The organism is Uliginosibacterium sp. H1 (genome assembly GCF_036017065.1).
Taxonomy (GTDB): Bacteria; Pseudomonadota; Gammaproteobacteria; order Burkholderiales; family Rhodocyclaceae; genus Uliginosibacterium.
On sequence record NZ_JAYXHR010000001.1, the window covers coordinates 1,691,210 to 1,705,245 of the forward strand.

5 protein-coding genes are annotated in these 14,036 nt (G+C 66.8%); 2 read left to right on the top strand and 3 right to left on the bottom strand.

Translation table 11 applies throughout. From position 1 onward, the window contains the following. The first annotated feature begins 12 nt into the window (after positions 1-12). Positions 13-6,363 (top strand): HAMP domain-containing protein, encoded by a 6,351-nt coding sequence (locus VVD47_RS07675; RefSeq protein WP_327602814.1) that lies wholly within the window; start codon positions 13-15, stop codon positions 6,361-6,363. 27 nt (positions 6,364-6,390) lie between these two features. Further along, positions 6,391-8,601, top strand: a complete 2,211-nt coding sequence (locus VVD47_RS07680) for a response regulator (protein ID WP_327602815.1) — start codon at positions 6,391-6,393, stop codon at positions 8,599-8,601. Positions 8,602-8,635: 34 nt separating this feature from the next. Here the strand turns inward: VVD47_RS07680 and VVD47_RS07685 are convergent, their stop codons facing one another. The 3 genes from VVD47_RS07685 to ku all read right to left on the bottom strand — a co-directional run bounded on the left by VVD47_RS07685 (position 8,636) and on the right by ku (position 13,941). Beyond that, entirely contained in the window at positions 8,636-10,069 is a 1,434-nt protein-coding gene (locus tag VVD47_RS07685) for an HDOD domain-containing protein (RefSeq protein WP_327602816.1), read from the bottom strand. Positions 10,070-10,227: 158 nt separating this feature from the next. Next, the gene (gene ligD / locus VVD47_RS07690) at positions 10,228-12,960 is read right to left on the bottom strand and encodes a DNA ligase D (protein WP_327602817.1); all 2,733 of its coding nucleotides are present in this window, start codon (positions 12,958-12,960) and stop codon (positions 10,228-10,230) included. Between the two features lie 18 nt (positions 12,961-12,978). Continuing rightward, positions 12,979-13,941, bottom strand: coding sequence for a non-homologous end joining protein Ku (ku, locus tag VVD47_RS07695; protein WP_327602818.1), 963 nt, complete (start codon positions 13,939-13,941; stop codon positions 12,979-12,981). Between the last annotated feature and the right edge of the window lie 95 nt (positions 13,942-14,036).

Consider the following 14,036-nt stretch of genomic DNA (forward strand, 5'->3'; position numbering starts at 1 on the left):
AGGAGCGTCGTCATGAATGCAGTGGGAGAAACCGTCGAGTTCGACGAGACCGAAGAACTCACCATGCTGTTGTCGGCGCTGGTCGCACTGCGACGCGGAGACGCCAGCGTGCGCCTGCCCTACGGTGGGCACGGCGTGTTCGCCAAGGTGGCGGAAGTGTTCAACGATCTGGTCGAGCAGAACGCCACCATGGCCGACGAGCTGGAGCGCCTGAGCCAGATGGTCGGCAAGGAAGGCAAGCTCAAGCAGCGCGCGGCCCTGCCGAATGCGCGCGGTTTCTGGGCCAGTTCGGTCGACAACATCAACTCGCTGATCGACGACCTGGTGCACCCCACCTCGGAAGTGGCACGCGTGATCGGCGCCGTGGCGCAGGGTGACCTGTCCAAGAGCATGGCGCTGGAAGTGGATGGCCGACCGCTGGAAGGCGAATTCCTGCGCACCGCCAAGACCATCAACAAGATGGTGGACCAGCTCGGCAACTTCTCCGCCGAAGTGACGCGGGTGGCGCGCGAAGTGGGGACCGAAGGCAAGCTCGGCGGCCAGGCCAAGGTGAAGGGCGTGGCGGGTACCTGGAAGGACCTCACTGACTCGGTGAACTCCATGGCCGGCAACCTCACCGACCAGGTGCGCAACATCGCCGACGTGACCACCGCGGTGGCGAAGGGCGACCTTTCCAAGAAGATCGAAGTGGACGTGAAGGGCGAGTTCCTCACGCTGAAGAACACCATCAACACCATGGTGGACCAGCTGCGTTCCTTCGCCTCGGAAGTGACGCGCGTGGCGCGGGAAGTGGGTACGGAAGGGATTCTCGGCGGTCAGGCGCGGGTGGAAGGTGTGTCGGGGACGTGGAAGGACCTGACCGACTCGGTGAACTCCATGGCCGGCAACCTCACCTCGCAGGTGCGCAACATCGCCGACGTGACGAAAGCGGTGGCGGCCGGTGACTTGTCGAAGAAGATCACGGTGGATGTGAAGGGCGAAATCCTCGAACTGAAGAACACCGTCAATACGATGGTGGACCAGTTGCGATCCTTCGCCGCGGAAGTGACGCGGGTGGCGCGGGAAGTGGGTACCGAAGGCAAGCTCGGCGGCCAGGCCGACGTGCAAGGCGTGGCCGGCACCTGGAAGGACTTGACCGAGTCGGTGAACTTCATGGCCGGCAACCTGACGTCACAGGTGCGCAACATCGCCGACGTGACCAAGGCGGTGGCCGCCGGTGACTTGTCGAAGAAGATCACGGTGGATGTGAAGGGCGAAATCCTCGAACTGAAAAACACCGTCAACACCATGGTGGACCAGCTCAACTCCTTCGCCGCGGAAGTGACGCGCGTGGCGCGGGAAGTGGGCACCGAAGGCAAGCTCGGCGGCCAGGCCGACGTGCAGGGCGTGGCCGGGACCTGGAAGGACTTGACCGACTCCGTGAACTCGATGGCGTCGAACCTGACTTCACAGGTGCGCAACATCGCCGACGTGACCAAGGCCGTGGCCGCCGGTGACTTGTCGAAGAAGATCACCGTGGACGTGAAGGGCGAGATCCTGGAACTGAAGGCCACCATCAACACCATGGTGGATCAGCTCTCGTCGTTTGCTGCGGAAGTGACCCGGGTGGCGCGGGAGGTGGGTACCGAAGGCCGCCTCGGCGGTCAGGCGGAAGTGCGCGGCGTGTCGGGTACCTGGAAGGACCTCACCGACAACGTAAACTTCATGGCCGGCAACCTCACTTCGCAGGTGCGCAACATCGCGGACGTGACGAAAGCGGTGGCCGCGGGCGACTTGTCGAAGAAGATCACCGTGGATGTGAAGGGCGAAATCCTGGAACTGAAAGCCACGGTGAACACCATGGTGGACCAGTTGCGATCCTTCGCCGCGGAAGTGACGCGGGTAGCGCGGGAAGTGGGTACGGAAGGCAAGCTCGGCGGCCAGGCCGACGTGCAGGGCGTGGCCGGTACCTGGAAGGATCTGACCGAGTCGGTGAACTTCATGGCCGGCAACCTCACGTCCCAGGTGCGCAACATCGCGGACGTGACGAAGGCGGTGGCGGCCGGCGACTTGTCGAAGAAGATCACGGTGGATGTGAAGGGCGAAATTCTTGAGCTGAAGAACACCGTCAACACCATGGTGGACCAGCTCAACTCCTTCGCCGCGGAAGTGACGCGCGTGGCGCGGGAAGTGGGCACCGAAGGCAAACTCGGTGGCCAGGCCGACGTGCAGGGCGTGGCCGGTACCTGGAAGGATCTCACCGAGTCGGTGAACTTCATGGCCGGCAACCTCACGTCACAGGTGCGCAACATCGCGGACGTGACGAAAGCGGTGGCGGCGGGCGACTTGTCCAAGAAGATCACCGTGGATGTGAAGGGCGAGATCCTGGAACTGAAGGCCACCATCAACACCATGGTGGACCAGCTCTCATCGTTTGCCGCGGAAGTGACCCGGGTGGCGCGGGAAGTGGGTACCGAAGGCAAGCTGGGCGGCCAGGCCGACGTGCAGGGCGTGGCCGGTACCTGGAAGGACTTGACCGAGTCGGTGAACTTCATGGCCGGCAACCTCACGTCACAGGTGCGCAACATCGCCGACGTGACGAAGGCGGTGGCGGCGGGTGACCTCTCCAAGAAAATCACGGTGGATGTGAAGGGCGAAATCCTGGAGCTGAAGAACACCGTCAACACCATGGTGGACCAGCTGCGAAGCTTCGCTGCGGAAGTGACCCGCGTGGCGCGCGAGGTGGGCACCGAAGGCAAGCTCGGCGGCCAGGCCGACGTGCAGGGTGTGGCCGGCACCTGGAAGGATCTGACCGACTCGGTGAACTCCATGGGTTCCAACCTGACGTCACAGGTGCGCAACATCGCCGACGTGACCAAGGCGGTGGCCGCCGGTGACTTGTCGAAGAAGATCACGGTGGACGTGAAGGGCGAGATCCTGGAACTGAAGGCCACCATCAACACCATGGTGGATCAGCTCTCATCGTTTGCCGCGGAAGTGACGCGGGTGGCGCGCGAGGTGGGCACCGAAGGCCGCCTCGGTGGTCAGGCGCAGGTGCGCGGCGTGTCCGGTACCTGGAAGGATCTCACCGACAACGTGAACTTCATGGCCGGCAACCTCACCTCGCAGGTACGCGGTATCGCCAAGGTGGTGACCGCCGTGGCCAACGGCGACTTGAAGCAGAAGCTCACCGTGGAAGCCAAGGGCGAGATCGCTGCGCTGGCCGACACCATCAACTCCATGACCGACACGCTGGCGATCTTCGCCGACCAGGTGACGACGGTGGCGCGCGAGGTGGGAGTGGAAGGCAAGCTCGGCGGACAGGCCAAGGTGCCGGGTGCGGCGGGTACGTGGAAGGGCCTCACCGAGAACGTGAACGAACTCGCGGCCAACCTCACCACGCAGGTGCGCGCGATTGCGGAAGTGGCCACCGCGGTGACGCAGGGCGACTTGACGCGATCCATCACGGTGGACACCCAAGGCGAAGTGGCGGCGCTGAAGGACACCATCAACGAGATGATCCGCAACCTGAAGGACACCACGCAGAAAAACACCGAGCAGGACTGGTTGAAGACCAACCTCGCCAAGTTCTCGCGCATGCTGCAGGGCCAGAAGGACCTGGTGACCGTGGGCCAGTTGATCCTGTCCGAACTCGCGCCGGTGGTCGGCGCCCACCAGGCGGAGTTCTACGTGCTCAACGCCACGGCCGAAACCCCGCGCCTCAAGCTGCTGGCCAGCTACGCCTCCGGCGGACAGCCGGCGCATGGCAAGGAGGTGAGCCTCGGCGAAGGCCTGGTCGGCCAGTGCGCGCTGGAGAAGGAGAAGATCCTCCTCACCAATGTGCCGTCGGAGGCCTTCCGCATCGCCAGCGGCCTGGCCGAGACCGCGGCGCTGGACGTGCTGGTGCTGCCGGTGGTGTTCGAAGGCGAGGTGCGCGGCGTCGTCGAACTCGCTTCGCTGGAACGCTTCAACCCGTCCCACCAGGCCTTCCTCGATCAGCTCACCGAATCGATCGGTATCGTGATCAACACCATCGAGGCCAATACCCGGACGGAGAACCTGCTCAAGCAGTCGCAATCGCTCGCGGAAGAACTGCAGAACCGCCAGCAGGAACTGCAGACCACCAACGAGGAACTGCAGGAAAAGGCCCGCCTGCTCGCCCACCAGAACCAGGAGGTGGAGCGCAAGAACACCGAGGTGGAACAGGCCCGCCAGGCGCTGGAGGAAAAGGCCGAGCAGCTCGCCCTCACCTCCAAGTACAAGTCGGAGTTCCTCGCCAACATGTCGCACGAGTTGCGCACCCCGCTCAACTCGCTGCTGATCCTCTCCGACCAGTTGTGCAAGAACGCGGAAGGCAACCTCACCGGCAAGCAGGTGGAGTTCTCCAAGACCATCCACGCCTCCGGCAACGACCTGCTGGCGCTCATCAACGACATCCTCGACCTGTCGAAGATCGAATCCGGCACGGTGGCGGTGGACATCAGCGAACTGCGCCCGGAAGACCTCAACCGCTACGTGGAGCGCAGCTTCAGCCACTTCGCCGACGGCAAGCACGTCGACTTCAAGGTGGCGATGGAGCCGGGCCTGCCCAAGACCATCCTCACCGACATCAAGCGCCTGCAGCAGATCATCAAGAACCTGCTGTCCAACGCCTTCAAGTTCACCCACGTGGGCGAAGTGCGCTTCACGGTGGCACCGGTCATGCACGGCTGGTCACCGGAGAACGAAGACCTCAACCGCGCCGCCCAGGTGGTCGCCTTCTCGGTGGCGGACACCGGCATCGGCATCTCGGCCGACAAGCAGCAGATCATCTTCGAGGCCTTCCAGCAGGCCGACGGCTCCACCTCGCGCAAGTACGGCGGCACCGGCCTGGGCCTGGCGATCAGCCGCGAACTCGCCCGGCTGCTCGGCGGCGAGATCAGGCTGGTAAGCTCGCCGGGACATGGCAGCATCTTCACGCTCTACCTGCCGCAAACCTACGCCGGCCGCGTCAGCCGCCCGCGCGCCAGTGCCGCGCAGGCCATCGAAGCCCGCCTGGACACCGTGCCCGCCAGCCGCAGCACCGTGCCCCTGCAGGAGGTGGAGGCGGTGGCCGGCAACGACGTGCTGATCAGCGAGTTCATCAACGAGGCCGGTGACGACCGCGACAACATCGGGCCGGACGACCTGGTGTTGCTGATCATCGAGAACGACCTGGGCTTCGCCAAGGTGCTGCTGGAGTCCGCGCGCGACAACGGCTTCAAGGGCATCGTCAGCACCACCGGTGCTGCGGGCCTGGCCATGACCAAGGAATACCGGCCCGCGGTCATCACGCTGGACATCTTCCTGCCCGACATGCAGGGCTGGCGCATCCTCGACCGCCTGAAGGCCGACCTGCACACACGCCACATGCCGGTGTGCGTGGTGTCCACCGACGATTCGCGCGAACGCGCGCTGAACTCCGGTGCCATCGGCTTCATCACCAAGCCGCTGCAGTCGCGCGACGTGGTGGATGCCGCCATCGCGCAGCTCAAGGAGTTCTGCGCCCGCAGCACCCGCCAGCTGCTGCTGGTGTCGCCGGACGACGCCCTGCGCGACGAACTGGCGGAGCGCTTCTCGGACGACAATGTGGTGCTGCACATCGAGGCCGATGCCGCCAGCGCGCGGGAGAAGCTGGGCAGCCAGGCCATCGACTGCCTGGTGGTGGACCAGCGCGTCGGCGGCATGGGGCCGCAGGACGTGCTGGACGCACTCGACGGCTGGGCGCTGACGCGCCAGTTGCCGGTGGTGCTGTTCCAGGAGAGCGAGATTGCCGACGGCGACGCGGAAGCGGATACGCACGCCGCCTTCGACGCCGACGCGATGACCGACCTGGGCTGGAAGGGCGGCGACGGCGTGTTCGCGCTGCGCCATGCCCACTCGCTGGCGCGGCTGGTGGACCACATCTCCTTCTTCCTGCACCGGAGCATCGACGACATGTCGGCGGAGGAGCTGAGCGCCATCGAGCTGCTGCACGCGTCCAACCAGATCCTCACCGGCAAGAAGGTGCTGATCGTCGATGACGACATGCGCAACATCTTCGCGCTGGCCACCGTGCTGGACGAACAGGGCATGCAGGTGATGTCCGCCAACAACGGCCGCGAGGCGATCCGCCTGGTGGAGCAGAACGACGACATCGACATCGTGCTGATGGACATCATGATGCCGGAGATGGACGGCATCATGACCATGACGGAGATCCGTAAACTGCCACGAGGCCGGGACCTGCCGATGATCGCGGTGACCGCCAAGGCGATGAAGGGCGACCGCGAGAAATGCATCGAGGCCGGCGCCTGGGACTACCTGTCCAAGCCGGTGGACACCGTGCATCTGCTGTCCGTATTGCGCGGCTGGCTGTACCGCTGAACGATGTCGCGCGCCATGGAGCCGAGCATGCTCACTGAACAGGCCTTCAAGCCGGCAAACATCCTCATCGTGGATGACATGCCGGAGAAGCTGCTGGTCTTCAAGACCGTCCTGGAGGACCTGGGCCAGAACCTCGTGATGGCGCATTCCGGCGCCGAGGCGCTGCGGGAAATCCTGCACCGCGACTTCGCGGTCATCCTGCTCGACGTGAACATGCCGGACATCGACGGCCTGGAAACCGCTAGCATGATCCGGCGCTACAAGCGCACGGCGCACACGCCCATCATCTTTATCACCGCCTTCGCGGACGAGATGCAGACCGCACGCGGCTACTCGCTGGGCGCGGTGGACTACATCCTGTCGCCGGTGGTGCCGGAAGTGCTGCGCAGCAAGGTGATGGTCTTCGTGCAACTGCACGAGATGCAGCGGCGCAGCCAGTGGCTGGCCGACGAGCGCATCGCGCTGATGCAGGCGGAATCCGCCCGTCGTACGGCGGAGGAAGCCACCCGGCGCGCCAATTTCCTGTCGCGGGCCAGCCGTGACCTGGGCACCTCGCTGGACCCGCTCGCCACCATGCAGAAGCTGCTGGAACTGGTGGCGCCGGGCATGGCGGACCTGGCGATCCTGCACCTGGACATGGACGACCAGCCCGCCAGCATGCTCATCCGCCACGCCGGCAGCGATGCGGCACCGGCGCAGACCAGCATGGTGCAGCCCTTCGAGAAGCTGCCCGCGCAGGTCGTGGCGATCCTGCGGCAGCACCTGTCCGACGACACCACCATCCAGGTGGAACTGGACCCGCTCGCCGGCGCGGCGACGGACGACGAGTTGTGGCGCAACGACCTGCGCAACCTGCTTCTGGTGCCCATCCGCGCCGGCGACCGCGCCCTCGGCCTGCTGGCGCTGGCCAATGCGCGGCCCTCGCCGGCCTACGCCCCGCAGGACCTCGCCACCATCGACGAGCTGGCCAGCCGCGCCGCCATCGCCTTCGACAACGCGCGCCTGTACCGCAACCTGCAGCAGGAGATCATCCGCTCACGCGAAGCGGAGGAAGGCCTGCAGGACGCCAGCCGGCGCAAGGACGAGTTCCTCGCGATGCTGTCGCACGAGCTGCGCAACCCGCTGGCACCGATCCGCAATGCGGTGGAGATCATCCGCCGCCTCGCCCCGCCGGAGCCCGCGCTCACCTGGGCCCGCGACGTCGTCGACCGGCAGGTGACCCACCTCGCGCGCCTGGTGGAAGAGCTGCTCGACGTCTCCCGCATCAGCCAGGGCAAGATCGCGCTGAAGACCGACGCGGTGGAACTGGGCAACGTGGTGGCGCATGGCGTGGAAACCGTGCGGCCGCTGATCGAGGCGCGCAAGCACACCCTGGTGGTGTCGGTGCCCGAGGAACCGGTGTGGCTGCGCGGCGACTTCGCGCGGCTGGCGCAGGTCGTGTCCAACCTGCTCAACAACGCCGCGAAGTACACGCCCGACGGCGGACGGATCGAACTGCTGGCGGGCAACGAGGACGACGCGGTCATGCTGCGCGTCCGCGACAATGGCATCGGCATCGACGCGGCACTGCTGCCGCGCATCTTCGACCTGTTCGCCCAGGGCGAGCGCTCGCTGGACCGGTCGCAGGGCGGCCTGGGCATCGGCCTGACCCTGGTGCAGCGCCTCGTCGAAATGCACGGCGGCAGCGTGCAGGCCTGCAGCGACGGCATCGGCCGCGGTGCGGAGTTCATCGTCGCCCTGCCCGCCTACGTCGTCAGTGCCGGCGAAGGATCGGCGCTGGTGGAGTTGCCACGGCAGGCGCGCCAGGAAGGACGCGGAGCACGCGTCGTGGTGGTGGACGACAACAACGACGCGGCGGAAAGCGTTGCCGCCTTCCTGCGGCTGGAAGGCCACGAAGTGAAGATCGCCGGCGACGGCAAGCAGGCGCTGGCCTGCGTCGAGGCTTTCTCGCCGCACGTGGTGGTGCTCGACATCGGCCTGCCGGGCATGAACGGCTACGAAGTGGCCAAGGCGCTGCGCGGCAATCCGCACACCAGCGAGTTGTTGCTGATCGCGCTCACCGGCTACGGGCAGAAGGAGGACCAGGCGATGGCGCGGGACGCCGGCTTCGACCATCACTTCATGAAGCCGTCCGACCCGCACGCATTGCAGACGGTCATCATGGAATGGGCGGACGCGGCGGGACACACCGCCGCCATCGGCCGACGCAAGAGCGACAGCGCCACCACCGCGGCCTGAGCGTCGCGGCCCGGGGCTGCGCCCCGCCCCGAGGCTACTGCTGGCGCTTGCCCTTGCCCGCCACGTGCTCGAAGCACAGGCCGGCCTGCTGCACGAAATGCTGGAAGCCTTGCCAGCCTTCCTCGTCCAGCGCCAGGCCGCTACGGTCCGCGTAGAACACGCCGATCACCCGCCCGCTGGTGACGATGGGCGCCAGGAAACCTTCCTCGCAGCCGGTCACCCGCACCAGGCGCTCCGGCTTCACGCGGTCGACCATTGCCGGCTTCAGCCAGACGTTGCGGCGCTGCTCGAACACTTCGTTGATGATGTCGCCCGGCATGCCGTCCAGCGCGAAGGCGAAGCGCCGCACCAGGGTTTCCGCACCCCGCCCCAGCGCCGCCTTGCCGACCACCTGCAGGCGGTCGGCACTCTGCAGCGCGAACACGGCGCGGCCCATGCCGAGCCCCCGGTAGATGCCCTCCAGCACCAGCTGCAGCACGTCGTTGAGCGAAGGCCGGCCCGCCACCAGCGCCGACAGGTCGCGCAGGATGCGCAACTGCAGCAGCGAGTCGGGGCCGGGGTCGGCCGCCTCGGCCTGGATGTCCACGCCCAGGCCCTTGGGCGGGATGGGAATCAGCCGGGCCGCATCCTCCGCGCCGAACTGGGCGGCCACCCGCGCGGCATCCGTCGCGTTGGCGGACACCGCCGCCGCCACGTCCGCCGCGGGCTGGCCGACGAACTCGGCATACTGGGCCAGGGCCGCCAGCGCCTGCGGCGACTCCCAGCCCTGTTCCACCGCGGCGGCCAGGCGATAGCCAAGGCCGATGGCGGCCTCCGACGTATCCGGGTTGTTGCCCGGTGCGAGTGCGCCTTCCACCAGCGGCCCGAGGCGCCAGGCGCGGGTCAGCTCCAGGCTCAGCGAGCGCAGGCTGAAACCGAGAATGTCGCGTTGCAGGTCTTCCGGCCGCGAGTCGGGGTCGTCGTTCATGGCCTGGTCCAGTTCGCGCGCGGCAGCGCCGCCAAAGCACCAGAACGCCATTTCGCCGACCCGGCCCAGCAAGGCCGCCACGAAGACTTCCTCCGCGTCCTGCGCGCCGCGCAGCATGGCGGCGGTGCGCGCCTGCACGGCGGCATGGAAGCAGCGCGCCATGTCGGCCGCGACCCGCTCACGCAAGCCGCCTGACAACAAGGCGTCGATGAGGTGGATGGACAGCACCAGGTCGCCCACCACGTTGAAGCCGAGCAGCACGATGGCGCGGCTGACGGTGTTGATCGGCTGGCGGGAGGGGTTGAACAGCACGCTGTTGGCGAGCTTCAGCACCTTGGTGGTCAGTGCCGCATCCTGCAGGATGCCCTGCGCCAGCGCGGCGGCCGACGCGTTCTCGTCGGCGGTCACGGCGCGCACGATCTGCACGGTGCGACCGAAGACCGGCATGTCCTGGTCCTTGATGCGCTCCACCCAGCCCTGCAGATCCAGCCTGGCTTTCATGTGATGTGTCTGTCTCCGTCCCTGCGCGGGCATCCGGAAGGCCCACGTCATGGCCGGTCAACGGCAAGTGCCCGACAGGCCTTGAGGCTGGGTGCTTTGGTCTTTCTGGCAAACATTTGTGGCCGCCTTGTGGGGCAGCTCGTGGCCGAAGCCAGGGCTCAGTCTTGCGTGGCCGCCTGCAGCCTTTTCATCGCGGGGCCGAGCCGCTGGGCGCTTTTCGCGTAGTCCTGCCAGGGCGCATTGCCCACGTCCAGCCGCGTATGGATGTTGCGCAGCGTCCATTGATCGGCCGCCTTGAGGCCGGCCAGTTCATCCCAGCCCACCGGCACGGACACGCCCATGCCCGGCCGCGCCCGCGCCGACCACGCCGCCGCGGTGGTGGCGCCGAAGCCGTTGCGCAGGTAGTCCACGAAGATTTTGCCGACCCGGTTTTTCGGCCCGCTCTTCGCAACGAACTGCTTCGGCAGCGTTTCCGCGAGATGGCGGGTCACCGCCTGCGAAAAATCCTTCACTTCGTCCCAGCCCAACTCGCGACGCAACGGCACCACGATGTGCAGGCCCTTGCCGCCGCTGGTCTTCAGAAAGGACTTCAGGCCCAGCTCGTCCAGCAGCACCCGGACCAGCTCCGCACCCTGCTGCACGGTGCGCCAGGCCACACCTTCGCCGGGGTCCAGGTCCAGCGTGAAGCGGTCGGGCTTCGTGATGGCGCCCTTCACCGCGTTCCAGGTGTGCAGTTCGATGACGTTCATCTGCGCCGCCGAAAGCAGTCCCTTGGCGCTGACGATCTCCAGCAGCGGGTCGTGCCCCGGGTCCAGCGCCGGGTCCAGCAGTTTCACGTCCGGCAAGGAGTCGGCCTGGGCGTGCTTCTGGAAGAACAGCTGGCCGCCGATGCCATCCGGCGCACGCACCAGCGACACCGGCCGGCCCTTCAAGTGCTCCAGCATCAGCGGCGCGACCAGGCCGTAGTAGCGGACCAGCTCGATCTTGGTGATGCCGGTGCTGGCGTCCACGACGCGCTCAGGGTGAGTGACACGCAGGCCGGACGGCAGGGTGCCTTGCAGGGCTGCATCCCCGCCTTTCGATGCAGGGGCCGCATGGGTCGGTGCCTTGCCCTGGGCGCGCCCGGCCGCGCGCGACTGCACCGGCGCGCGACGGGCTTCTTCACGGATGATCACGGCTGCCTCCTTGTCGTCGCGCAGGCCGTGGAAGACCGCCTGCCGCACGTGATGCGATGAGGTCCACTCGGCGAACGACACCTCGGCCACCAGCTTCGGCTTCACCCAATGGGCCTTGCGGTCGATGCCGGTTGTCGCGGCGAATGGACGCTTCTCCGTCTTCAGCGCCTGCAGCTTGCGGTGCAGTTCGCCGAGCAGGCGCGTATCGAAACCGGTGCCGACGTTGCCGGCGTACTGCAGCTTGCCGTCGGTGTCATGCACGCCGAGCAGCAGCGAGCCGAAGCCGGTGCGCGAGCCCTGCGGATCGGTGTAGCCGGCGATGACGAACTCCTGTCGGTGGCCGCACTTCAGCTTGATCCACGCACTGCTGCGTCGCGAGCTGTACAGCGAATCGCGACGCTTGCCGATGACACCCTCCAACCCCATGTGACAGGCCGCACCGACGATGTCGCCGGCCTCGGGCGCGAACACTTCGCTGAGGCGGACGGAATCCGGCAGCTTGCGGTCCAGCGCCCGCGCCAGGACGGCGCGACGCTGCGCCAGCGGCACGCCGCGCAGGTCGTGGCCATCATGGAACGGCAGGTCGAACAGGAAGAACACCACCTGCTTGGTGGAAGCAGTGTCGAAGGCATTCTGCAGGGCCTGGAAATCCGGCACGCCATCGTCATCCAGCACGACGATCTCGCCGTCGTACCAGCCCGGCTTCAGCTTCAGCCGGCGCAGGTCGTCGGCGAGTGCCGGCAGGCGCTCCGTCCAGTCATGGCCGGCGCGGGTCAGCAGCCGCACCTCGCGGCCCTCGATGCGCGCCAGCATGCGGTAGCCGTCGAACTTGATCTCGTACAGCCAGTCGGCTGCGTCGGCAGGCGGCCGGTCCACCAGCGTGGCGAGTTGCGGTGACAGCCTGGCGGGCAGCTCGGCCGGCTCCGCGCCTTCCGGCAAGGCAGCGCGACTGCGCTTCGTACGCGCGGAGGAAGACGTAGGCGACAACGCCTTTGCAGGCGAGGCCCCATCCTCCAGCGCGGTGTTCAACGACGAAGTGGATGTCGATGCCTTGCGTGTGCCGGTCGAGGCAGTCTTCGCAGCAGCGGCGGGCTTCTCGTCACGAAGCGCACTGACGGTGCGCTTCTTCTCACCCTTGGCAGTGCCGGCTTGCGTCCGGGGTTGCGACGACAGGCGCGCCACGCTGTCCGGCAACTCGTCCACCACGGAGTATTCGCCGGCCGGCCGTACGTGCTCGTCGCGCTCCTTGATGAGCAGCCAGGGCTCCTGCTTCTCGTCACTGCGCATGCGCACCAGCGCCCAGTGGCCGTGCAGCTTGTGGCCGCGCAACTCGAACTTCAGCTTGCCGGCCTTGTAGCCCTTGCGCGGGTCTTCCAGCGGCACCCACACGCCCTTGTCCCAGATGATCACCTTGCCGGCGCCGTACTGCTTCGGCGGAATCGTGCCCTCGAAGCTGTTGTACGAGATGGGATGGTCCTCGACATGCACCGCCATGCGCTTGTCCTGCGGGTCCAGGCTGGGGCCCTTGGGCACCGCCCAGCTTTTCATGGCGCCATCGAGTTCGAGGCGGAAGTCGTAGTGCAGGCGGCTGGCCCAGTGCTTCTGGATGACGAAGGACAGCGCGTGCTCATTGGCTTCGCCACCGTCCTGCGGCTCGGTCGTCACCGCGAAGTTGCGCTTGGCCCGGTAGCGGTGCAGCGGATCGGTGCGCGCCATGGCGGACTCCCGCGTGTGTCAGGCGGCACGCTTGCGCGTGGCTGGCTTCGCGGGTGCCTTGGTGGCTGTCCGGCTGGCGCTCTTCGCCGCCGGTCTGGCACGCGGCGCGGCTGTTCGCGTGGATGCCGTCTTGCCGGTGTCTGTGTCGGCGCCACCGCGCTTGCCCAGGCTGCGCTTGAGCAGGTCGGCCAGGTCGTAGATCTGTGCGCCGCCGGTCTCTTCCTTCTCGACCGCTTCCACCTTGGTGACCGTGCGCGTCTTGCCGGCCTTCTTCTTGCGCTCCACCAGCGCCAGCACCTGGTCCTTGAACGAATCGGTGAATTCGTCGGGCTGCCAGTCACCGCTCATGTCTTCGACGAGCTGCGTCGCCATCTGCATCTCGCGCTCGCTGATGCCCGCGCCCTTCACGCCCTTGGCCGGCAAATCGAGATCCGCCATCGAGCGCAACTGGTCGTTCCAGCGCAGCAGGTTGAGCACCAGCGCGGTGTCCGTCGCCACCAGTGCGGCGAGATGCTGGCGCGTCTGGATGACCACCCGGGCGATGCCGATGCGCTGCGTCTTCAGCAGCACCTCGCGCAGCAGCGCATACACCTTGCCGCCACGCCCCACCGGCGCGATGTAGTAAGGCCGGTCGAGGTACACGAAGGGCACCGCGTTCACCGGCACGAAGGACTCGATCTCGATGGTCTGCGTAGTCTTCGGGTAGGCGGCCTCGATCTCGTCGGGCGACAGCACGATGTACTCGTCGCCGCCGATGTTCAGCCCCTTCACGATGTGCTCGGCGGTGATCTCCTTGCCGGTGCGCTTGTTGATGCGCTTGTAGCCCACCGGGTCCAGGGTGCGCTTGTCCAGCCAGTCGAAATCCAGGCCGTGGTCCGAGGTCGCCGGGTGCAGCGACACCGGGATGTGCACGAGCCCGAAGGAGATGGCGCCCTTCCACAAGGCGCGCTTGCTCGATGTTGCCTTGCTGGATGTCGCCATGACCGCCACCGCCGGGAGAGCTTCGGGAGCTTTCAGGCTAGGCGACATTCCCTTTCCGTGGAATGGGACTCCCCGCAGTCGCGGTGTCGGTCGCG